Genomic DNA, 23293 nt, shown 5'->3' with positions numbered 1-23293 from the left:
GACTAACAAGAAAAATCAATGACTAACCACCTTTAGCCGTTCCAGCGAGGAAACTATGTCCGCTCAGATACCTGCCGCAGATTATTCAGGTGCAGAGAAACAGCGCCTGTCAGAAACACGTTCCATTGATTACATACCGCTCAGCGAGCGTCACGGGCATCCGTTTAGCCAGTTCACGTTATGGTTTGGTGGCAATTTGCAGATTACCGCCATTGTTACCGGTGCGCTGGCGGTGGTGCTGGGTGGCGATGTGGTGTGGTCGATTGTCGGTCTACTGGTGGGACAGATCGTCGGCGCAGCCATCATGTCGCTGCACGCGATCCAGGGCCCGCGCCTTGGCCTGCCGCAGATGATCACCAGCCGTATGCAGTTTGGCGTGTTTGGCGCGGTGATCCCGCTGGTGCTGGTGTGCATTATGTATGTAGGCTTCTCGGCCAGCGGCACGGTACTGGCCGGCCAGGCGCTGGCGAAGCTGGTCAACGTCAGCAATGCAGCCGGCATGATCATCTTCAGCGCCATCATCATTGTGATTGCGGTGCTCGGCTATCGGGTGATTCATAAACTCGGCAAAGTGGCTAGCGTCATCGGCGTGCTGGCCTTTGTTTACCTGTTCATCACCCTGCTCTCCAGCCACGATTTGGCGGCCGTCTGGCAAAATCAGCACTTCAGCGTTGCCAGTTTTCTGCTGGCGGTATCGCTCTCCTCGTCATGGCAGATTGCGTTTTGCCCTTATGTGTCGGACTACTCGCGCTATCTGCCGGTGGATGTCTCCGCGAAAAAGCTGTTCAGTTCGGTGTTTTTTGGCACCGTGCTGGGCACGCAGGCATCCATGACGCTCGGCGTCATTGTGGCTGCAATTGCGGGTAAAGCGTTCTCCGGTAATGAAGTGGGCTACATCGTCGGGCTGGGCAGCAGCGCCACCATGGCGATGGTCATCTACTTCGCCATCTGCTTTGGCAAAATCACCTTCACTACGCTCAATGCCTACGGCAGCTTTATGTCGCTGACCACCATTGTCTCCGGTTTTCGCCAGCAAACCGCGATCAGCCGTGGTGGACGTATCCTGTTTGTGGTGCTGATGGTCACGCTATCCTGCATCATTGCGCTACTCAGCGAACCGGCGTTTCTCAAATCATTTACCCACTTCCTGCTGTTCCTGCTGGCCTTTTTTGTGCCGTGGAGCGCCATCAGCCTGACGGATTTTTATCTGATTACCAAAGGGAAAGTCGATGTGCCCGCGCTGTCGCAACCGGATGGCCGCTACGGTCGCTGGAACTGGGCCGGCATTATCATTTACTTCCTCGGGGTGCTGGTACAGCTGCCGTTCATTGATAACCCGCTGCATCATGGTTCCCTGACGTGGATTTTTGCCGGCAACGATGTGTCATGGATCATCGGCTGGTTTGTTACCGCGCTGCTGTGGCTGGCCGCACGTCGCTTTGATCGACGCGGGAAACTGGCCGACTCTGTTTATCCTCAGTGACGTTGTCACGTATTAGTACTGCGGCGCGTGTTTTCGCGCCGCCCTCATCGGCAATATCCTGATAATGCCGTAAACGCTGCGGCACGCTACACTGCTGATCGCCCTTTCGAGAATGCAGGAGTCATGGATGCCAGCCTCAGCGCTTTCACTGTTCACCCCGGCCACGCAACAGTGGTTTCGCCGCACTTTCCCGGCGGCGACCCCCGTACAACAGGAAGCCTGGCGCGCCATCGCCAGCGGACAACACTGCCTGGTGATTGCTCCAACCGGCTCCGGCAAAACGCTTGCGGCATTTCTGCATGCGATCGACGCGCTGTTTCGCGAGCGCAGCCGTGACGAACCCGTAGCGCGCAGTCACAAGACGCGCATTCTGTATATTTCACCGGTTAAAGCGCTTGCGGCTGACGTGCAGCGTAACCTGGCGCTACCGCTGGCGGGCGTTGCCGCTCAGCGCGCGGAATTGGGTGAGGCGGAAATCACGCTGGAGGTCGGCATGCGCTCCGGCGACACGCTCAGCGCCGAACGGGCAAAGCTGCAGCGCCGGCCGCCGGACATCCTGATTACTACCCCGGAATCGCTTTTCCTGCTGCTGACGTCAAAAGCCCGCGAAACGCTGCGTGGCATCTCGACCGTGATTATTGACGAAGTACACGCGGTGGCCGGAAGTAAACGCGGCGCCCACCTGGCGCTCAGCCTGGAACGGCTCGATGTATTGCTGGCGCAGCCTGCTCAGCGCATTGGCCTGTCGGCCACTGTGCGACCGCCAGAAGCGGTGGCAGCTTTTCTCGGTGGCGCGGGCGCTACGCGCATCGTCAACCCGCCGGCGCAGCGGCCGCTGCAGCTGACAATTACCGTGCCGGTAGAGGACATGACGGACATCCAGCAGCGTCCCGATGCGCGCGCCGCGCAGGAGAGCAGCCTCGCCGCCGGTTCCATCTGGCCGCATATTGAAGCCGGCATTCTGGATGAGGTATTGCGCCATCGCGCGACTTTGGTGTTTACCAATTCGCGTGGGCTGGCGGAGAAACTCACCGCACGACTCAACGAACTGTATGCGCGACGAGCTGCGCCGGAACAGGGCGTAACAGAGCCCGCCCTCGCCTATGGCTCTTTTAGCGGTGGAACCGAAAAACGCGCCACGCCTGCTGAAGCGTATATTGCCCGTTCGCATCATGGCTCAGTCTCGAAAGAGCAGCGGCTGGAGATTGAGAACGCCCTGAAAGCCGGCGAACTGCGCTGCGTGGTGGCGACATCCAGTCTTGAACTGGGAATTGACATGGGCGATATCGACCTGGTGATTCAGGTCGGGGCACCGCCTTCGGTGGCCAGCGCGCTGCAGCGTATTGGCCGGGCCGGTCACCAGGTCGGCGGTACGCCGAAAGGCATTATCTGGCCGCGCACGCGTCGCGATCTGGTTGATGCGGCCGTGACGGTGGACGCGATGCTGGCAGGCGAACTGGATGCTATCGCTTTGCCACACAATCCGCTCGATATTCTCGCCCAGCATACGGTGGCGGCGGCGGCCATGGACACCCTGTCCGTCGAGGCGTGGTATCAACAGGTGCGCCGTGCCGATCCGTTCAAAACGTTACCGCGTAACGCCTTCGATGCGGTGCTGGATATGCTGTCTGGCCGCTACCCTTCGGACGAGTTTGCTAACCTGCGCCCGCGCATTATCTGGGATCGACAACAGCAAACCTTAAGCGGTCGGCCGGGCGCGCAGCATCTGGCCGTCACCAGCGGTGGCACCATTCCGGACCGCGGGATGTTCAGCGTGATGCTGCCGGAGGGCGAAGAACAGTCCGGAGCGCGCCGGGTCGGTGAACTGGATGAGGAGATGGTGTATGAGTCGCGGATTAACGACATCATCACGCTTGGCGCCACCTCGTGGCGCATCCAGCAAATTACGCACGATCAGGTGGTGGTGGTGCCGGCACCCGGTCGCTCGGCGCGCCTGCCCTTCTGGCACGGCGACAGTCTTGGGCGTTCGGCGACACTCGGCGAAGCCATTGGCCGCTATTTGCGACATGCCGCCAGCGGGGTGTTGCCCGGCAGCGACAACCTTGACGCCAATGCCCGACACAACATTCGTGCGCTCATCGACGAACAGATTGCCGCCACAGGCCTGGTGCCTGACGATCGCAATTTGCTGATTGAGCGCTGTCGCGATGAAACCGGCGAGTGGCGCGTGATTTTGCATTCCCCTTATGGTCAGCGCGTGCATGCGCCATGGGCGCTGGCCATCGCTGAGCGGATTGGTCGCCAGATGGGCCTCGATCCGGCCGTGGTCGCCAGCGATGATGGGATTGTCGCGCGCTTCCCTGACAGCGAAGGCCGGGTGCCAGGCGCTGAGCTGTTTTTGTTTGCGCCGAACGAACTCCAGCGACAGGTGACGGCTGCGGTGGGACATTCTGCGCTGTTTGCCGCCCGCTTCCGCGAATGTGCCGCGCGCGCCCTGCTGCTGCCGCGCCGCAACCCCGGTAAACGTTCTCCGCTGTGGCAGCAGCGGCTGCGCGCCGGGCAGCTGCTGGAGGTGGCGCGGCAGTTCGACGATTTCCCGATTTTGATCGAAACCGCGCGGGAATGTCTGCAGGACGTGTATGACCTGCCGGCGCTGCATCAACTGATGGCGCGGATACAACAGGGCGAGGTTAAGCTGACTGAAGTTACCACCGATACGCCCTCGCCGTTTGCTGCGCCGCTGCTGTTTGGCTATGTCGCCGAATTCATGTATGCCAGCGATGCGCCGCAGGCGGAGCGGCGCGCCTCCATGCTGGCGCTCGACAGCACGCTGCTGAGCGATCTGTTGGGCCAGATTGAGATGCACGAGCTGCTGGCACCCGAGGTGGTGGCACGCGTTGAGCAGGAACTTCAGCGCACCGTTCCCGATTATCAGGCCAGTACTCAGGAAGCCGTGGTTGATCTGCTGCGCGAGCTGGGGCCGCTCACTGTGCCGGAAATCACGGCGCGCTACAACGGCGAGGCGGCGCTGATGCCGCTGCTAACCGCGCTGCAACAGGCGCAGCGCATCATTCAGGTTACGATTGCGGCAGAGGCGCGCTGGGCTGTCGCCGAAGATGGCGTGCGGCTGCGCGACGCGCTGGGCACGGTGCTGCCAGCTGATCTGCCCGCCGGGCTGCTCGCGCCGGTGGCCCGTCCGCTGCATGACTTACTTAATCGCTATCTGCGCACCCACGCTGTCGCCACCAGTCTGCAAATCGCCGCCCGCTTTGGCCTGGGCCGGGCCGTGGTCGACGACACGCTGGAAGAGCTGCGTCAGCAGCAACGCGTACTGAAAGGCGATTTCCTCTCGCCTGCAGTCGATGCGTCAACGCAGTGGGTAGCGGAAAGCGTGTTCCGTCGTCTGCGCGTGCGCTCGCTGCAGGCGGCGCGCGAGGCCACCCGACCGGTCGAAGCGCCGGCGTACATGGCTTTTCTGCTTGAGCGTCAGGGATTACTGAGCGACGTCGCAGCATCCGCGGCACAGGGTGCCTTTGCCGGCATCAATGGTGTGGTGCGGGTGATTGAACAGCTGGCTGGCGTGGCGCTGCCGGTTTCGCTGTGGGAAAGCCAGATTTTGCCGGCGCGGGTGCGTGATTATCAGCCAGCGATGCTGGATGAGCTGCTCTCTTCCGGTGAAGTCATCTGGAGTGGCCAGCGGGCCCCTGGCGCGCAGGACGGGCTGGTCTCACTGCACCTGAGCGAGTTTGCCAGCGAAACGTTACCGGTGCCTGATGAAGGTAATAATGTGACATTGTCACCTTTACAGCAGGCGATTGTGGCGCAGTTACAGGACGGCGGCGGCTGGTTCGCCCGCGAACTGCTGCCGCGCGTGATGGCGCAGCCTGAACATGCTGTCGATCCCGGCGAAGTCTTTGCCGCGATGTGGGAGCTGGTATGGCGCGGCTATCTGACCATGGATACCTGGGCCGCGCTGCGCCAGCTCAGCACCACCAGCCACACGCCGCGTCCACGCCCGGCCCGTCCTGCGCGCAGTCGCCACAGTCGGGCCAGTTTCGCGGCCAGCCGCAGTGCAGCTGCGCAGCCCGCGCTCAACAGCATGGCCGGACGCTGGTCGCTGATTGTGCGGCAGCCGCTGACCGACACCGAACGCGCCCTGGCGCTGACTGAAAATATGCTCGACCGCTTCGGCGTGATCACGCGCGGTGCCGCCGTGGCAGAGCAGATTCCCGGCGGCTTTCCGGCGCTGCAGCCGCTCTTGCGCGGTATGGAGGATGCCGGACGGCTGCTGCGCGGCCGCTTTGTTGCCGGCATGGGCGGCGCGCAGTTTGCTGAAAATCCGGCCATCGACCGGCTGCGCCAGCTCGGCAGCGCGCAGGCCACGCACCCGCCGGTGGCGCTGGCGGTGCTGGATCCCGCCAATCCCTTTGGCGTGCAGCTGGCGTGGCCGCTCAGCGTCGGTGGCGTGCGGCCTACCCGCCGCAGCGGCGCACTGGTGGTGATTGGCAATGGGCACGTTATGCTGTGGCTGCCGCCGGGTGGTAAAGAGCTGTTAACTTTTGGCGACATTAGTGAGGACCAACGTCAGGCCGCGATCGTGGCGCTGGGCCAGGCCTTACGCCGGGAGAAAACCCATAGCTTCATCCTCGAACGGGTGGACGATCAGCCGGCCAGCCAGTCATCGCTGCTACCGGCCCTGAAAGCCATCGGCTTTTCCCGCGTGCCGAAAGGTTACAGCTGGTATGGCTAAGCCTGCAGGCGGTAACGATGCTGCTGCAGGCGTTCGGCCTGACGCGGTGTGGCCACCGGCCAGCTAAGTTGCGGAAACAGGTATAACCGGATGCTGAACAGATGAAACAGCGGCAGCAGCAGCGCCTCGTCACGCTGCGCCAGCTGTTCCAGCTGCATCAGCAGCACATCGAGCTCCTCCTGCAAATCCTCATGCGGTGGCGTCTGCAGCGACTTCAGCCTGCGCTTGAGAAACAGTCCCAGCTCGTGAAACATCTGCCCGCTGTCCAGCTGATAACGGCTCAGCAGCGCCTGATGGCGCGCGTAGTAGTCAAAGCTATTGACCCCCAGCCACACCTCGGTCAGCAGCATTCCCGCCGGCGCCATATCGGACTGCGGATCAAGGTGCAGGCGTGGCAGCACCACGTTGACCTTATCCAGCATCAGGCCAATAAAACGCTGGCGTCCCAGCAGCGATGAGCCGTTGCGCTCAATCTCCTTAATAAAGCGCAGCAGTTCACGCAGGCCATGACGCACGGCACGGCGCGCGGTCCACGATGGCCGCTTGTTGCGCATCAGCGCGGTCAGGATCACCGCAAACAGCACGCCGGCCATTGAAGCAATCGCGTTATTCACCAGCAGCACCAGATCGGGTTTCAGATGATGCCCGAGCCCGATAAAGCCGGGGATCTGAATCGCCACGCTCAGACCGATCATGTTGCTGGCCGGTCGCGCAATCATCAGCCCGAGCAGCAGCAAACCCGGAGCCAGGCAGAGGATCAGCGCCTCGAACGAGGTTGCCTGCGGCAGCAGCAGCGCGACATAAATCACGCTGATAAAGATCGCCACGATCACCCCACGAATAAACAGCTTCATTGAGGTCAGCGGCGTATCGAGGCTGGCGAAGAAGGAGCTGAGAATCGCGGCCATCACAGGCGCTGATGCCCCGTCGCGCCAGCCGGTCGCCATCCACAACAGACAGGAGCCAAAGGTGGCGCAAAATGCCGTCAGCGCCGACAGCCGAATCAGCCCTTTGTCGAAAAAGCGATGCGTGCGTTTGCCGCGCGCCAGCGTGGTGTCGCCTGACAGATCGCTGACCAGCCCGCCTACGCTCTGGTAAGCCCCGGCGATACGCACAAAATCCACCAGCCGCTCCAGCAGACCGGTAAACAGCAGACAGTGTTCGGTAGACAACTCGCCGTTGCGCCACGCAGTATTCAGCCGATCCTGACAAAGGCTCAGTTCCAGCTGAATGCCAATGACATCGCCCACTGCCTCGCCGTCATTCAGCCACAGCAGGAATTGCTGCAGGGTCTGCTCAACCCAGGCAGGAAAGGCAATCTGGCGCGCCGCCAGCCGCTGCAGCCGCATTTCAATCGCCGTCAGCGTGGGGATTAAGTATGAAAGATGCTGATACTGCGTGCTGACCAGGCGAATCAGACGCCGGGCCGCGTCGCCCTCGTACACGCAATGGGTAATCAGGATCTCGACCTGCTGCGGATTAGTGGCCATGCGGGTCAGGATTTCGTCGCGTTCTGGCGATCGGTCAGCGGAAATGCCAGAGAGTAAATCGCGGCACAGCTTGCGACCGTTGAGATACCACTGGCTGACGCTCTGCTCCAGCAGACTGCGCATCAAGACCGGAAACAACAGCGCGTGCACCAGGCTACTACAGACAATGCCCAGGGTAATTTCTTCAATGCGCGACAGCACGGTACTGGTGATACCGAGCGGTGTCGTCACCTCCGGGAAACCCATAATCGCGGCGCTGTAGCCCGCCAGCATAAAGACATAGCTTTTCGGCGTGCGGTCGTGCAGCGACAGATAGAGACACAGGCTCACCCACAGTGAGATACACAGGCTGAACAGCAGCGGATGCGCCACGGTGAGTGGAAAGATAAAAAAGATAAAGACGCCACCGAGCAGCGTGCCGAGCAGGCGGAACAGCGATTTGGAGATGGTGGAGGCCGAATAAAGCTGCGATGCCACAAACACCGTGGTCAGCGCCCAGGCGGGACGATCAACATTTAGTTCTAGAGCCAGATACAATGCCAGAAAGGCGGCCAGACAGGTTTTTACAGCAAAAAAAACGGCGTTTTTCGAAAACCACTGCATGTCACGGAGACCAGAAGGCGCTAAGTGCGGCGTATCCTGCCAGAATCTGGCGGGCGCTCATCCCGATAACTACGACAAATTGTTTCGTAATCGAAAACGGTGTTCATACGCGCCTGACATCAGGCACTGAATGCTTTAAAGAAACTAATCGAACGCAGCGATCGGCGGATCGCCGGCGGGATATCTGCGCTGCCACTGCCGCAGAAAGCAGCAATCTGCCTTCAGCGGTAGAAATGTGTCGCAGATCACACTTTGCTGCCGGACGATGCTATCCATAAAATAATTTCGCGCAATAAGGCGCAGTTTCCTGCGCCCGATCATTTTAATAGCTGACGATGGTCACCCAGTTCGCGTCCCGGCCGGCTGGCGCCTCGCCCATCCGCTGCAACGCCCCGCTGCGCGCTTCAATGGCGTAGCTGCCAATAACCGCACTCTTCTCACCGCTCACCACCAGCCAGCGGCCATCGGCGCTGATCGCCATGCCGCGCGGCTGTTTCTCCACCGGCCAGTTGCCGATCAGCGTCAGTTTGCCATCCTGCTGGTTAACACGATAACCGCTCACGGTACTGCTGGTGCGTTCGCTGACATACAGAAAACGCCCGTCCGGCGTCAGCTGGATATCCGCTGACCAGATGCGCGGCGTGCTGTCGCTGTAACCCGGCGGCCGTTCACGCCCATGTTGCAGATGATACTGCGCCGCCACCGCGTTAGGCGTTTCCGCCACTTTGATCAGTTCGCCGCTGGTTTCGCGCCGGAACTGGGTAATGATGCCGCCCATTTCACCAATGTTGTACAGATAGCGATTATCCGGCGACAACACCGAGTGACGCGGACCGTTATCGGCGGCGGTTGCTACCCCGCCCCTACCAAGGGCGCTGAGCGTGCCGTTTGCGCCCAGCCGGAGCTGCAGCACGCGATCGGTGCCAAGATTGCCCACATAAGCGTGACGACCGCTGGCATCGACAATCACCGAATGTGCCGCATGACCGGTTTTATAGCTGCCGACCGGCGGCGTAGCGATCGTGCCGCTGGCTGTCAGGCGGTAAACCTGCACCACGTCGCCGTCATATGAGGCCCCCAGCAGAAAGCGTCCCTGACGGTCAGTGCTGATGTAGGGGTAACTGGCCGCAGCTGGCACGGTGTGCCGGTTGTTCAGCTCGCCGCTCTGCGAGTCAATCTGCCAGCTCGCCAGTTGCAGCGGTTTACTGCGAATCGCCGCGTACAGCGTTTTGTGATCCGCACTGAGCGCCATCGGCATCACTTTGCCCCCGGCCTGAGTGTGGCCAAGCAGCTGCAAAGCGCCGCTGCGCGCGTCCAGCGTATAGCGCGCGATGGTGCCGTCGTCGGCGGCGGATACGTAAACAAAGGTCTGCGCCAGCAGTGGCGCGCTCACCGTCATTGCCGCCAGCAGCGTAACGGTGCGCAGGCTGTTTATCATGGTGTTCTCCTTGATGAGGGGTAATCAGACCCGGTTATACGCAGTAAAGTATGCGCCTGTTATGTGAGATTGCCCGACGTCACCTGGGCACTTCTCCAGCAAGCCAGGCTAATCAGGCAATTAGCGCGCCGGCGAACCTGATGTTTTATCCGGGTTTGTGCGCGGGCTCACCTGGCGTGGCCGCGATGTGGTGCAGGATTTTGCGGTGAGGATTCTGGCTACGGTGGGTATACCACACAACTGGCTGAACACCTGACCGCGCGTCAGGTGTTCAGCCGTGTCACAGGCTTTAGCCTGCCGATTGCGCGACCGGCGCACAGCTTACTGCAACTTCACGCCTTTGGTTTCTGGCGCTAACCAGACCACCACCATCGCGGCAAGAAAGGCGATCACCGTGGTGGCCAGCCCGGCAGTGAATCCTCCAACGCTGGCCACAAAGCCAATCAGCAGCGGAGCGATAAAGCCGCCCAGGCGCCCGCCGTTATACGCCAGCCCCATTAAAAAGCCGCGTGACTGCGTGTCGCCAATGATCTCGGCGAGGAAAGGACCGGAGCCGGCAAAAATACCGTTTACGCCAAACCCTGCCATGAAGATGGCAACCATCAGAATCAGCGGCTGAGTGGTCGCCAGATACATGCCGACCGCCACCGCACCGATAAACAGGTAGAGCAGAAACATCGGCCTGCGCCCCCACTTATCGGCCAGCAGTGAGAACACCAGGAAGCCAGCAATGGCACCGGTTTGCAGGGCCAGCACAAATTTCAGGCTGTGAAGAAAATCGAGATGCTTAACTTCACGAAGATAGGTTGGCGTCCAGGTGAATACGCCCCAGAACAGGTACTGAATGAAAAAGATAAAGGTAAATGCCAGCAGCAATCCTTTGAGGTTGATTTTGCCGGTACCTGCCGTTTTGTTCTGGCGGTGAGCGCGTTCCTGCTGGCGCGCCAGCCAGACAGGTGATTCAGGCGTGATATAAGCAATGACCATCATGATAAACACCGGCAGTGCGCCAATCATGAAAAGGTAGCGCCAGCCGCCGTTTTCCAGCCCGCCGGTCAGGGCCGTCACCAGCGCCGTCAGGCCAATCGCCAGGATCGCCCCCACCGGTAAACCCATTTGCATCAGCGCGCCACCGCGTGCACGACGTTCCGGACGCCATGTTTCGGCGATCAGTGCCGCTCCTGACGTCCACATGCCGCCCATACCCAGCGCACCGCAGAATCGCAGCGCAGCAAACGCCTGAGGATGGTGGGAGAACGCCAGCAGTCCGGAGAAGAGTGAATAGATGGCGATACAGATGAAGGCCGTTCTGACGCGTCCGATTTTATCGGCAACCAGCCCAAACAGAATGCCACCAATAATCTGCCCGCCTGCTGTTGTGCTGATAAACACGCCAAGTTCCGTTTTGCTGACATCAAATACCACGCCCAGTACCGGTAGTAACAGCGAGAGCAAAAACGAGTCATAGCTTTCAAACGTCCATCCTAACCCGCCCAGCGCCAGCGTCCTTTTTTCTGCCGATGTGTACGAGATCGCTGCAGCGGACTCATCCTGCGCCAGGGGAGGCGCTTCATGCAGTCTTGATTTGATATTCATCCATATTCTCCAGGGAGGATAAGCGATAGCGTGCGGCCGCGGTGCGCCAGAACAGCTGTTCTCTTTCGGTTGGCGAAGCGCGCTCAGCCAGCCTTTTACAGGCATTCCAGAATACGCCGTAGCTGAACATCCCTTTGTCGACCGGGAAGTTGCTGGCAAACATACAGCGCCCGACGCCAAACGCGTCAACCAGGGTTTCAAACTGCGGCCGCCAGGCCTGCGAAAGCGTCAGGGAGTCCGGTGGCATGGCATGCTGGGCGAAGGAGTAGCCCATGACGGTCATGCCGAAACCGCTGATTTTGATGCTCACGTTTGGCAACGCCGCCAGCGCAATGATGGCCTTTTTCCATTCCTGGAAGGTGGCATCCCGTTTGCCGGCATACGGTCCGCTACCGATCGGCCCGCCGCAATGGTCCACAATAATGTGCAGATCGGGTAGCGCCCGTGCCAGCTCAGCGATTTCATCGAGTTGGCTGTGATAAACCCAGACATCCAGCGACAGTCCTTTGCGGGCCAGACATGCGGCACCGCGCCGGAATGCGGCACTGGCCGCCAGACCGGCGGGTGGCGTCGCGGGACTGGATACCACGCGTGGGTCATCGTGCCAGGCCAGCGGATTACGCATCCCGCGTAATCGTCCGCCTGAACGTTCCGTCATGGTTTCAATCACCGGCAGCAGGTCATCGCCAGCCAACAGGCTGGCACCGCCGACAATCGCTTCACAGCCTGCCGCCGCGCCATAATGGCCGCTGTTAAACATTGCCGCGACGCCGCTGGCAAACTCCACCTCACCGACGGGTTTGAAGGCCTCCGGTCCGTTGCGGCGCAGCATTGAACGGCACTGAATGTAGACAGTGGAGAGGATCCGGTGGCCGGATGTTTCGATATCGTGGCTGAATTCAGGCGCCAGATAACGCCCTGACTGGCGGTCCCATAAGTGATGATGCGCATCGACCATCGGCAGGTCGGGCATCAAAGCGGGTTCACGATGCAGTGCCAGCCAGTGTTCTCTGACAGGCAGATGCGGTGCGTTAACAATCTCCATAGTATCCCCTCTTAACTGCCTGATTTAAATCAGGTCTGAAACGCTGCTGGCGTGCCTCATCGCCAAAGTCATGAGTTGCACCAGATAAAACACAGTTTTACATAGTAAATTGACTATAGATTCACCGCATAACCGATAGCCAGCAAAAAGGGGATGTTAATGATGTAAATAAGATGTTAATCACAAATGTCCTGCTACACCGTCAGGTTTCAATCTTTGGCAGCAGCGTCACCCTCAATGTGTGTCGCCTCGACCTGACGAACAATACTACGCCTCTCGGGTTTTAAGCACTTTCAGGCGCGCCGGAAGCGCCCGCTCTGTTGCTTTGCGATGATAAGGCGAAAGCTTGCGCCAGCTTTGGGTTTCACCAAGGGTGCGTCCGCATCCTTCGCACCAGCCGGTTTTCGTATCAAACACACAGAGATCGATGCACGGCGATTTTGCGGCCATATCCAGCCTCCTGGGATTTGGATGTCGATGTCGGGGTAATCAGTTGCAGGCGGCTCGAAAGCGCCGTAAAGTGAGTTATATACTATACCCCAGTATAGAACATGATCAACCGGAGACAGTAATGGCCCATACCCTGAGAAATCAGAAAAGCTTACTCACCCGCATTCGACGTATAAAAGGTCAGGCGGCGTCGCTGGAAACCGCCGTCGAATCGGGTGAAGAGTGCCTCAAGGTACTGCAGCAGGTCGCGGCAGTGCGCGGCGCTATTAATGGCCTGATGAGCGAATTGCTTGAAGGCCATATACGCGAACATTTGATGAACGCAGAGGCTACGCCGCAGGCGCGAAGTGAGGATCTGGAAGAGATCGTGGCGGTCATTCGTTCTTACCTGAAATAGAACCTCAGGCACGCAGCCGGCTTAATGATAATTATCGGGAATAACGATGCTCTGGCTAATCTCAAAATACGCGTTAACCGCCTTTATGGTGGTACTGATCTCAGAAGCCGCGAAACGCAGCGATCGTCTGGGCGGCCTGCTCGCCGCTTTACCGCTGGTCACCTTGCTGGTGCTTATCTGGATGAAAATAGAAGGACAAACGCAGGAAAAGATTGCCGCTCACGCATGGTATACGTTCTGGTATGTGGTGCCGACACTGCCGATGTTTATCCTGTTTCCGTTTTTTTACCAGCGCGCCGGCTTCTGGCTCACGCTGTTACTCTCCTGCGTGATTACCGTGATGCTGTTCGCCCTCTGGGCGGTAGTGCTGAAGCGGTTTGGTATCATTCTGATGTAGGCGCAAGCCGCATCAATCATCCATTCCCTGCCCGGTCATTGGCTACACTTGCTGTTTTACCCGCGCAGAAACAAGGAAATGCTATGACTCAACACACTTCACTCAATCACGCCTGGCTGCTGGCGTCACGCCCGGACGGCGAGCCGGTGAAAGAGAACTTCCGCTTTGTCGAACAACCGCTGCCGCAGGTGCAGGCGGGACAGATGCTGCTGCGCACCCACTATCTGTCGCTCGACCCGTATATGCGTGGCCGCATGGATGACAGCAAATCCTACGCGCCGCCGGCGCAACTCGACCAGCCGATGGTCGGCGGCACCGTATGCCAGGTGGCGGAATCGCAGCATCCGGACTTCAGCGCCGGCGACTGGGTACTGGCGGCCAGCGGCTGGCAGAGCTATGCCCTGTCCGATGGCACTGGCGTGACTAAAATCGGTCATCTGCCCCATCCATCCTGGGCGCTGGGTATTCTGGGTATGCCGGGCTTTACCGCCTACATGGGCCTGATGGATATCGGTCAGCCCAAAGCCGGTGAAACGCTGGTTGTCGCCGCAGCCACCGGACCGGTGGGTGCCACGGTCGGTCAGCTCGGTAAGCTGAATGGCTGCCGCGTCGTCGGCGTGGCCGGCGGTGAGGAGAAGTGCCGCTACGCGATTGATACCCTCGGTTTTTCCGCCTGTATCGATCATCATCGTGACGATTTCGCAGAACAGCTGGCGGCCGCCTGCCCGGACGGTATCGACATCTATTTTGAAAACGTCGGCGGCAAAGTATTCGATGCCGTCTTCCCGCTGCTCAACACCGCCGCGCGCGTGCCGGTGTGTGGCCTGGTGTCGGGCTACAGCAGTCGCGAACTGCCACCCGGCCCCGATCGCACGCCGCTGATCATGGGCGGGATTCTGAAACGCCGCATCCGTATGCAGGGCTTCATCATCTTCCAGGATTATGGCGATCGCTATCCGGAATTCCTGCAGGCGATGACGCCGCTGGTCGAGCAACAAAAAGTGTTGTACCGCGAACACATGGTAGAAGGGCTGGAGCATGCGCCGCAGGCGTTTATTGACATGCTGAAAGGCAAAAACTTCGGCAAAACCGTGGTGAAAGTGGCGTAGCCAGCGGTTCTCTCCCCGACTGTAAATCCGGCCTTAGTGTGCGAGCACTAAGGCTTTTTTGCGCTTTGCTTAACCGCTATTGAGGTATAAGCCCTCCGCGTGCGCATGCGATGATGCCCTCCTCTATCCTCTTCTACCGGAGAAGTCATTATGTCGCTGACCTTAGCCGACTCCGCGGCGCTGCCGCGTAAAGTCAATACGCAACAGGCGGAAGCACCGGTGCCATTACCGGCTGGCGCCGCGCATATCATTCGCGACGATGCGGAAGCTATCGCCGTAGCCCATCAGTTGGCGGTCAGCTTCGCGCGCGAGGCGGCACTGCGCGATCGTGAGGGCATTCTGCCCCTCAAAGAGCTGGATGCGTTCTCGCAAAGCGGCCTGTGGGCAATGGCCATCCCCAAAGCCTGGGGCGGAGCGGGCGTGTCGTGGACCACCGTGGCCAGGATGATCGCCATCATTTCAGCTGCCGATCCGGCGCTCGGTCAGCTGCCGCAAAACCATCTGGCCGGTGTGGCCCATCTGCTGGAAGACGGTAGCGAAGCACAAAAACAGGTACTGCTGAGCGAGGTACTGGCCGGGCTGCGCTGGGGTAACGCCTTCTCGGAGAAGCATGGCCGCACGGTCGCCGATTTTCAGACGCGCTTTCGGCGTGACGGTGATGAGGTGGTGATTAACGGGGAAAAATTTTATGCCACTGGCGCGCTGCTGGCGCATCGAATCCATGCCGTGGCGCTGGACGAGCAGGACCGGGCGCATCTGATTGTGCTCGATCGCGACACGCCAGGCATCAGCGTCATTAATAACTGGTCGGCCTTTGGTCAGCGCACGACGGCCTCCGGTACCGTACTGCTGGAGAATGTCCGCGCCCCGCTGTCGCGCGTTATTCCAACCTGGCAGGCGTTTGAGCGGCCAACCGCTGCCGGGCCGATTTCACAGATCATTCAGGCGGCGGTGGATGTCGGTATTGCGCGCGGCACCATTGAAGACACCCTGCAATTTGTTCGCGAACGCTCGCGGCCGTGGATTGACAGTGGCCAGGCGCGCGCTGCTGATGACCACTTCACGCTGGCGGCAGTCGGTGATTTGAAAATCCGCCTGCACGCTGCCGAAGCGCTGCTGTGGCAGGCCGGTGCAGCGATTGACGCCGCGCTGACGAAGCCCGATGAGACCAGCGTGGCACGCGCGACCGTGGCCACCGCCGAGGCCAAAGTGCTGACGACGGAGATCGCTCTGCTTGCCGGTAACAAACTGTTTGAGCTGGCTGGCACCCGCGCCACGCTGCAGGAGTTTAATCTGGACCGCCACTGGCGCAACGCGCGCACCCATACGCTGCACGATCCGGTGCGCTGGAAGTATTACCACGTGGGTAATTATTATCTCAACGGCACGCCGCCGCCGCGCCATGCGTGGAGCTAAGGGCGGCGGAAGCGCGTTGCCGGATGGTCAGCTGCCAGGCGCGGCTGACCCGTGAGACGTTCACGCAAGGTTAACGGCTGTGCTGGCTGAGGACGCACCCGCCCGCGCTGGCGCAGCACCGGCATGACCCAGGCAATGAAATCGTTGAAGCTGCCCGGGCTGATAGCCCAGCCCAGATTAAAGCCGTCCACGCCCGATTCTGCCGCAAACTGATCCAGCCGATCGGCAATGGTTTCGCCGCCGCCCACCAGCAACGGATGCAGACCACCGATACCGATGTAGCGTGCTGCCTCACGCAGCGTCCAGCGTTTTTGATCGTCAATTCGCGTCAGGCTGGCCAGCGCCGAACGGCAGGCGTCGGTTTCGCGAAAGGCCAGCGGCATGTCCGGATCCTCCTGCGACCAGTCGATACCGGTCCACGCCGAGAAGAGCGCCAGCGCAGCCTCTTCACTGATGTATTGCTGATAATCCTCAAGTTTGGCCCGGGCGGCGGCATCATCTTCGGCCGTGATCACCGTGATGGCTGTGACAAAACGCAGCGACGCCGGATCGCGCCCTTCTGCCACGGCCAGCTGACGAATGCGCTGAATATCGCTGGCAATCGCCTGCGCGGTGACGCCACCGAGGAAAATGACTTCTGCGTTACGGGCAGCAAACTGCGCACCGCGTGCCGAAGTGCCAGCCTGAAACAGCACCGGGGTGCGCTGTGGGCTGGGCTCACTGAGATGTGCATCCGGCACCTGATACCAGCGACCATAATGCTGAATAGCGTGCACTTTTTGCGGATCGCTATACAGGCTGTTGGCTTTATCGCGGCTAACCGCATCTTCCTCCCATGAGCCTTCCCACAGCTTCGCGGTCACATCCAGAAACTCCTGTGCGCGATCGTAACGCTCATCATGCGGCAGCTGCCGGGTCAAACCCAGATTGCGCGCCGCGGAATCAAGCATGGAAGTCACCACGTTCCAGGCGATACGCCCGCGGGTGAGATGATCAAGCGTCGTGAACTTGCGCGCCAGCAAATAAGGATGTTCGTAGGTGGCAGAGACCGTAATACCGAAACCGAGGTGCTGCGTGACGGCTGCCATGGCTGAGACCAGCAGCAGCGGATCGTTCACCGGCATCTGAGCGGCCAGGCGCAACGCCGCGTCCGGCTTGCCCTGCCATACATCCAGTTGTCCCAGCGCATCAGCAATAAACAGCGCATCAAAACCTGCGGTATCAAGCTGCCGCGCGAGGGTCGTCCAGTAATCCAGCTCGGTATAGCGATGCGCCTGATCCTGGGGATGTCGCCACAATCCGGCAGAGAGATGACCAGGGACATTCATCATGAACGCAAACAGCAAAAACGGTGAAGGCATCCGTTACCCTCCTCAGACAGGGCGACGCGCACGCAGCGCACCCACGGCCAGTACCACAAAGATCAGTGCGCCGGTTGCCACCTGCTGCCAGTAAAAGTTCCAGCCGACCAGCAACAGTCCGTTGGCGATGAAACTCAGCAGCACGACCCCCAGCAGCGTACCCGGCACATTCGGGCGGCGCGAAGGCGCGAAGGTCGCGCCAATAAAGCTGGCACCGATGGCATTTAGCAGATAGGCATTGCCCGATAACGGTACCCAGGCTTTGACATTGGCGGCGAGAATTAACCCGACGATACCGGCGACCAGTGCACTGAATATGAATGCCAGCGCGGTGAGACGTTTGACCGCCACGCCAGAATGATGCGCTACGCTGAGCTGTTCACCCATCATGCGCAGTGCGCGACCGCTGGCGCTGCGGTGCAACAGTTGATACAGCACCAGCACCACGCCCAGCAACAGCCAGAGCGGTAGTGGAACGCCAAGTAGCGTGCCGTGACCAATAGCGGTAAAACCCGCCGGCAGCGTCTGGCTTAGCAGATAGACCGGCTGCCCACCGTTGGACGACAGTTGCTGTACGCTCTGACCAATAAACAGCGTGCCAAGCGTGGCGAGAAACGGCTCAACGCCGAGTTGTGTCACCAGAAAAGCGTTGAACACGCCTACCAGCAGTGCCGCCGTCAGCGCACCCAACAGCGCCAGCGGCAGCGCGACCTGATGCAGTACCAGCGTCACCAGCACCAGGCAGGCGACATCAATCGCCGTACCGACGGACAGATCGATCGCGCCGATACGCGTGACCAGCGTCATGGCCAGCGCCACAATCGCCAGCGGTGCGACATTATTCAGCAGCACGCTACGAATGTTGGCGACAGTGGCAAACGCGGGCGCGGCGATGATGAAAAACAGCAGCAGCGCAACAAAGGTCAGCACCATCAGGCTGCGCAACAGCCCCGGCACTTTTTTACCGCTCAGGCTCAGTTCAGACATGAGATGCCCTCCCCGCCTGACGGCGCCGCAGTAGCGCGGTCAGCGCCACAACCAGCAGGATGAGCACACCCTCGACGCCGTTAATCCAGTAACTTGAGACGTTAACCAACTGAAAGCCGTTGGCTATCAGACTCAGAAACAGCGCGCTGATCAGTGCACCGCCCAGGGTCGGCACCAGGCGACGCGAAAACACCACGCCGAGCAGCGCGGCGGCAATCACCATCAGCAGATTGTCGTTAGCGCCCGGCGAACTGCCGCTGAGCAGCGCCACCGAGGCAATGGCTGCCAGTGCAGCGCTGAAGCCGCACAGCACATAACTCAGACTTTGATAGCGCGCCACGCTAATGCCCGCCGCGTTGGCGGCCTGCGGATGGCTACCCACCGCCTGCAGGCGCAGGCCAAACGCGGTGAAACGACTGAGCGCGAGTGCACTCAACGCCAGCAGCAGAAATCCCCAGCCGAGCCAGGAAACGCCCAGTGGTCCGCTGGCTATCAGCAGGTTTTGCAGCGCGCTGCTGGCTGAAATCGACGCGTTTCCGCTCAGTACCATCTCCAGTCCCATGGCGATGTTCATGCTGGTCAGCGTCGCCAGCAGGGGCAAAATACCAAGCCAGACAATCGCCAGGGCATTGAATATCCCCACGGCGATGCCGGTGAGCAGCGTGAGCAGCAGCGCATAAGTGACAGAGTGTTGCTCAGCGATCTGCTCCGCGAATACCGCGGCACACAACCCCATATTAGCGGCAATGGATAAATCAATGCCGCCGCTAATCCCCTGAACACCACCACCGCTTAGCACCAGCGTCAGACCCAGCGCCAGCGTTCCCACCACCGCCGTTTGCTGCAATACGTTACCAAGGTTGATCACGCTGAGGAAAATAGGCGACAGCCAGGCAAATACCGCCAGCACCAGTACAATAATCAGCAGCGCGACGTGCTGCAGCCACGGCTGCCCCTGCGGTTTGCCTGCCGCCGTCACCACCGCCGGTTGGCTCAGTTCACTCATAGGATTTGCTCCGTCAATGCGCCCGTGCCGGAAGCCAGGGACAGAATCTCCTGATGACTGGTGTGCCGGGCGGACAGCGTGGCGACCTGCTCGCCGCGCGCCAGCACAATAATGCGGTCGGCGAGCGTTTGCAGTTCCAGCAGATCGGTAGAAAACAGGATAATCACCGCCCCGGCGGCCGCCAGCTGCTGCAGGGTTTGATAAATGGCGGCCTTGGCGGCAATGTCGACGCCAACCGTGGGCTCATCCAGCAGATAGAGCGTGGCGTGGGTGTTGAGCCATTTCGCCAGCACCGCTTTTTGCTGATTTCCGCCGGACAGCTGACGCAGCGGTGCCAACTGGCCCGGTGTGCGGATCGCCAGCTGGCGGATGTTGTCCGCCACCAGCGCGGTCTCGGCGGTTGCGGAGACGCCGCCCCAGCGCAGCAGGCGCTGCACGGTCGTCAGGGTGATGTTGTCGCGCAGGCTCACATCGAGCGCGATGCCGTTGGCGCGGCGATCTTCCGGCACCAGCGCGATGCCACGTTTCACCGCGGCATGTGGCGAAGCCGGTACGCCGTGCGTCTCACCTACGCGCAGCGTCCCGCTCACGCCACGTTCCAGACCAAACAGTGCGCTGATTAACGCCTTCCCTCCGGAGCCCAGCAGGCCGGTAATGCCAACGATCTCGCCACGTCGTGCGCTGAAACAAACATTGTGAAAGCGACCCGGCGCGCTCAGGGCGTCTACGGTCAGCACCGGCTCGCCGTCAGGTGGCAGACCGCGCGGTGCAATCGCCTGCTGCGTCTCACCGATCATGGCATTAATCAGCGCCTGCGGAGAAAGGGCGTCGCCGGTAAAATGCGCGACGTCTTTACCATCGCGCAGCACCGTAACCCGCTGGCACAGCGCCTGTATTTCATCGAGATAGTGAGAAACGTAGATCAGTGCGATCCCCTGCTGACGCATACGTTCGATAACGCGAAACAGCGCCTGCACCTCGTGGCGCGCCAGCGCGGCGGTCGGTTCATCCAGCACCACCACGCGCGGCGCGCGCTGTAATACGCGACAGATCTGCACCAGTTGCTGTTCCGCCACGCTTAACCCGGCGATCAGCGCATCGGGATCGATCTGCAGATCGAAGTGCTGTTGCAGTAGCTGCCGCGCCTGCTGCCGCATACGCCGGCGATCGATAAACGGTGTGCTGCCAATCCGTGGCTCATTACCGAGCAGCAGCGCTTCCGCCACCGTCAGCGTGCCGGGCAATAGCCGCTCCTGATGAACAATGGCGATGCCCTGCTGTTGTGCCTGAGCCGGACTGGTCAACACCAGTGGCCGGCCTTCCAGCGTCACGCTGCCCTCATCGGCAGCGTGGATGCCGCCCAGCACTTTGATCAGCGTCGATTTTCCGGCTCCGTTATGCCCAATCAGCCCATGCACTTCGCCGGCGTGGACATCAAGCGATACCGCTTGCAGCGCGGGAATGCCGTCAAAGGCTTTACTGATCTGGCGCAGTTGCAGTCGCACTGTCTTATTTATCATCGCTCTGGCCCAGCGTTTGCTGCGCCTGCGCCGCATTCTCTTTGGTGACCAGAATGGCCGGAACATAGGTGGCGGGCGGAAGTGAACGATCGCCGGCAAGGTATTTCGCCACATTTTGTACCGCAGTCTGTCCGATCAGATAGGGTTGCTGCGCCACCACCGCCGCCGCGCTGGATTTCGGATCTTTCACCAGCGAGACCACGTCCGGGCTGCCGTCCACGGCGTAAGTTTTGATTTCACTGCGACCGGCAGCATCAACCGCCTGAGTGGCACCAATCTGCGGTACGTCCCATGCCGCCCAGATAGCCTGTACTGACCCTTGCGGATACTTGTTAAGCAGCTGACTAATCTGCGCATAGGCATCCTGCACGGTATTGGGAATGACGTCGCGCAGTTCGGGCTGAATGATTTTAATTTTCGGATACCATTTCAGCACGGCTTTTAACTGGTCATAGCGCATCGCCACCACCGGCACGCCATAAAAACCATTAAACACCAGAATATTGCCTTCGCCGCGCAGATCATTGACCAGTTTTAATGCCAGCTGCTCGCCAATATAAAAGTTATCGGAGGTCGTGACGTTAATACTGGATGGGCTGGCGGTATCCACGGTAAATAAGGGAATGCCGGCGTCGCGAATTTTTTTCAGCCAGGGTTCCAGCACTGAGGCGGTGCCCAGCGTTTCAATAATGGCATCCGGTTTTTGTGCAATCAGCGTTTGAATTTGCGCGATCTGCTGTGACTCTTTGCGTCCGCCATCCAGGGCGATAGGCGTGCCACCCAGCCGCTTTACTTCATCAATTTGTCCCTGATAGGCTTTCAGATCCCAGTAGTGATCGGTACCGGCCACGGTAATACCGATACGTTTACCGGCCAGTGAGGGAATGGATGCGTCAGCGGCGCGAGCGTGCAGCGACAAGCCGGCGAGCAGCGATGCAGAGGCCAGTAATAGTCCGGCCAGGCGGTGTTTATGCATTGTTTATATCCCTGGAAAAGGTTCAGCTAAATAAGGTGAGTGACGCCTGCTATCCGGCGTATAGCTGAAAATTATCACAGTCACTATTTATCCCTAATGCCATTTTCTCCTTTGGATATGCAGCGGATTTGCATATTGATTGCGTGAAAAAGCATGACCGGGCGCAGATATTCTGACGCCCGGTTATAAATAATAAAAACGTGGCTGGAATGAAGGCGTGCGGCGCTAAAGATACGTGATGGTCGCGGGCGCCGCGGGTGTGATTTTAACGCCCTTTTTTCTTGCGTCCCGGCTGAGTAAAGCGCTTGCGGTTAGCGCCCTGACCCGCTTTGTCACTCTGTTTCGGTGCGCTGACGGCCGGTTTTTTCGCGGCGGGCGTCGCCGCTTTTTTCTTCGCCTGTGCCTGCTGCGTTTTTTGATCTTCTGACGACGAATCCTCAATCAGCTTAAACAGGTCGATCAGTTCATCGTCCGTCAGATCGCGCCACTCACCGAGCGGGATACCTTTCAGGCTCACGTTCATGATGCGCGTGCGCTCCAGTTTCGTCACTTCATAGCCAAAGTGTTTGGCCATGCGGCGAATCTGCCGGTTCAGTCCCTGCACCAGGATAATACGAAATACAAAGGTCGACTCCCGCTTCACTTTGCATTTTTTCGTCACTGTGCCGAGCATCGGTACGCCCGCCGCCATACCGGCAATAAACTCGTCGGTGATCGGCTTATCCACCGTGACCATGTACTCTTTTTCGTGATTGTTACCGGCGCGCAGGATTTTATTCACCAGATCGCCGTGATTGGTGAGGAAAATCAGCCCCTGCGAGTCTTTATCCAGCCGGCCAATCGGGAACACGCGCTTGCTGTGATTGACGAAGTCACCAATGTTGTCACGCTCGCCCTCTTCCATGGTGGTGACAATGCCCACCGGCTTGTTGAGGGCGATTAATACCAGATCGTCTTCATTGCGCGGTTCAATCAGCCGCCCGTTGACTTTGACCTCATCCCCGGCGAACACCTGCGCACCGACGCTGGCGCGTTTGCCGTTAATGAAAACGTTGCCTTGTTCGATGTAACGATCGGCGTCACGGCGCGAGCAGATTCCGCTCTCGCTGATGTATTTATTCAGGCGCGTGGATGAGTTGGGCAGCATGGTTCCTCCGAAAAAAAACGGACTATACAGCATGTGCGCGCGTTGCGTAAGGCTGGGTTAAGCGTCCGGTGGCGGTTGTTCTTGGCGGTGTGATAGGGCGAAAAAGCGGTGCCGGGTGTCATAGCGATTTATGGCACATAAAAATCCATCCTGTCGGTTAA

The 23293-nt window shown here is 59.8% G+C and carries 17 protein-coding genes; 6 read left to right on the top strand and 11 right to left on the bottom strand.

The genetic code is table 11. The annotated features are described in order from the left end of the window. Positions 1-55: 55 nt before the first annotated feature. Positions 56-1483 carry a purine-cytosine permease family protein gene (locus K7H94_RS09355; RefSeq protein WP_021506030.1) on the top strand — a complete coding sequence of 476 codons (1428 nt, stop codon included), beginning with the start codon at positions 56-58 and terminating at the stop codon, positions 1481-1483. A 127-nt stretch (positions 1484-1610) separates the two neighbouring features. After that, positions 1611-6194, top strand: a complete 4584-nt coding sequence (locus K7H94_RS09350) for an ATP-dependent helicase (RefSeq protein ID WP_420874715.1) — start codon at positions 1611-1613, stop codon at positions 6192-6194. Here K7H94_RS09350 and K7H94_RS09345 read toward each other — a convergent pair. The 5 genes from K7H94_RS09345 to K7H94_RS09325 all read right to left on the bottom strand — a co-directional run bounded on the left by K7H94_RS09345 (position 6191) and on the right by K7H94_RS09325 (position 12816). Continuing rightward, positions 6191-8287 (bottom strand): FUSC family protein, encoded by a 2097-nt coding sequence (locus K7H94_RS09345; protein WP_222950932.1) that lies wholly within the window; start codon positions 8285-8287, stop codon positions 6191-6193. The two genes, K7H94_RS09350 and K7H94_RS09345, sit on opposite strands and share 4 nt — an antisense overlap. Positions 8288-8609: 322 nt before the next feature. Next, positions 8610-9725, bottom strand: a complete 1116-nt coding sequence (locus K7H94_RS09340; RefSeq protein ID WP_222950931.1) for a lactonase family protein — start codon at positions 9723-9725, stop codon at positions 8610-8612. 321 nt (positions 9726-10046) lie between these two features. Beyond that, the gene (locus tag K7H94_RS09335) at positions 10047-11321 is read right to left on the bottom strand and encodes an MFS transporter (protein ID WP_222950930.1); all 1275 of its coding nucleotides are present in this window, start codon (positions 11319-11321) and stop codon (positions 10047-10049) included. Continuing rightward, positions 11296-12366 (bottom strand): amidohydrolase family protein, encoded by a 1071-nt coding sequence (locus tag K7H94_RS09330; RefSeq protein ID WP_059008842.1) that lies wholly within the window; start codon positions 12364-12366, stop codon positions 11296-11298. The genes K7H94_RS09335 and K7H94_RS09330 overlap by 26 nt, the downstream gene beginning before the upstream one ends. 267 nt (positions 12367-12633) lie before the next feature. Further along, positions 12634-12816, bottom strand: coding sequence for a DUF1289 domain-containing protein (locus K7H94_RS09325; protein ID WP_222950929.1), 183 nt, complete (start codon positions 12814-12816; stop codon positions 12634-12636). A gap of 121 nt (positions 12817-12937) precedes the next feature. Between K7H94_RS09325 and K7H94_RS09320 the strand changes: the two genes are divergently transcribed. From K7H94_RS09320 to K7H94_RS09305, 4 genes are all read left to right on the top strand, one after another. Further along, the gene (locus K7H94_RS09320) at positions 12938-13213 is read left to right on the top strand and encodes a metal/formaldehyde-sensitive transcriptional repressor (protein WP_058769814.1); all 276 of its coding nucleotides are present in this window, start codon (positions 12938-12940) and stop codon (positions 13211-13213) included. A gap of 46 nt (positions 13214-13259) precedes the next feature. Beyond that, the gene (locus K7H94_RS09315) at positions 13260-13610 is read left to right on the top strand and encodes a DUF3147 family protein (RefSeq protein WP_222950928.1); all 351 of its coding nucleotides are present in this window, start codon (positions 13260-13262) and stop codon (positions 13608-13610) included. 83 nt (positions 13611-13693) lie between these two features. Continuing rightward, positions 13694-14719, top strand: a complete 1026-nt coding sequence (locus tag K7H94_RS09310; RefSeq protein WP_222950927.1) for an NADP-dependent oxidoreductase — start codon at positions 13694-13696, stop codon at positions 14717-14719. Between the two features lie 150 nt (positions 14720-14869). Continuing rightward, the gene (locus K7H94_RS09305) at positions 14870-16135 is read left to right on the top strand and encodes an SfnB family sulfur acquisition oxidoreductase (protein WP_222950926.1); all 1266 of its coding nucleotides are present in this window, start codon (positions 14870-14872) and stop codon (positions 16133-16135) included. Here K7H94_RS09305 and K7H94_RS09300 read toward each other — a convergent pair. The 6 genes from K7H94_RS09300 to rluF form a co-directional block, all read right to left on the bottom strand. Continuing rightward, positions 16132-17496: an LLM class flavin-dependent oxidoreductase gene (locus tag K7H94_RS09300; RefSeq protein WP_104092956.1), complete on the bottom strand. Its 1365-nt coding sequence runs from the start codon at positions 17494-17496 to the stop codon at positions 16132-16134. The genes K7H94_RS09305 and K7H94_RS09300 overlap by 4 nt on opposite strands. A 12-nt stretch (positions 17497-17508) precedes the next feature. After that, positions 17509-18483, bottom strand: a complete 975-nt coding sequence (locus K7H94_RS09295) for an ABC transporter permease (protein ID WP_021506018.1) — start codon at positions 18481-18483, stop codon at positions 17509-17511. Beyond that, positions 18476-19489, bottom strand: coding sequence for an ABC transporter permease (locus K7H94_RS09290; protein WP_222950925.1), 1014 nt, complete (start codon positions 19487-19489; stop codon positions 18476-18478). The genes K7H94_RS09295 and K7H94_RS09290 overlap by 8 nt, the downstream gene beginning before the upstream one ends. Then, positions 19486-21009 carry a sugar ABC transporter ATP-binding protein gene (locus K7H94_RS09285; RefSeq protein ID WP_088515762.1) on the bottom strand — a complete coding sequence of 508 codons (1524 nt, stop codon included), beginning with the start codon at positions 21007-21009 and terminating at the stop codon, positions 19486-19488. The genes K7H94_RS09290 and K7H94_RS09285 overlap by 4 nt, the downstream gene beginning before the upstream one ends. After that, positions 20999-21985 carry a sugar ABC transporter substrate-binding protein gene (locus tag K7H94_RS09280; protein ID WP_058774665.1) on the bottom strand — a complete coding sequence of 329 codons (987 nt, stop codon included), beginning with the start codon at positions 21983-21985 and terminating at the stop codon, positions 20999-21001. The genes K7H94_RS09285 and K7H94_RS09280 overlap by 11 nt, the downstream gene beginning before the upstream one ends. A 265-nt stretch (positions 21986-22250) precedes the next feature. After that, positions 22251-23132, bottom strand: coding sequence for a 23S rRNA pseudouridine(2604) synthase RluF (gene rluF, locus K7H94_RS09275; protein ID WP_222950924.1), 882 nt, complete (start codon positions 23130-23132; stop codon positions 22251-22253). Positions 23133-23293: the final 161 nt, after the last annotated feature.

Source organism: Pantoea dispersa, from assembly GCF_019890955.1.
GTDB lineage: Bacteria > Pseudomonadota > Gammaproteobacteria > Enterobacterales > Enterobacteriaceae > Pantoea > Pantoea dispersa.
Note: the sequence above shows the minus strand (reverse complement) of the source record. Positions and strands in the feature narration are given on the sequence as shown.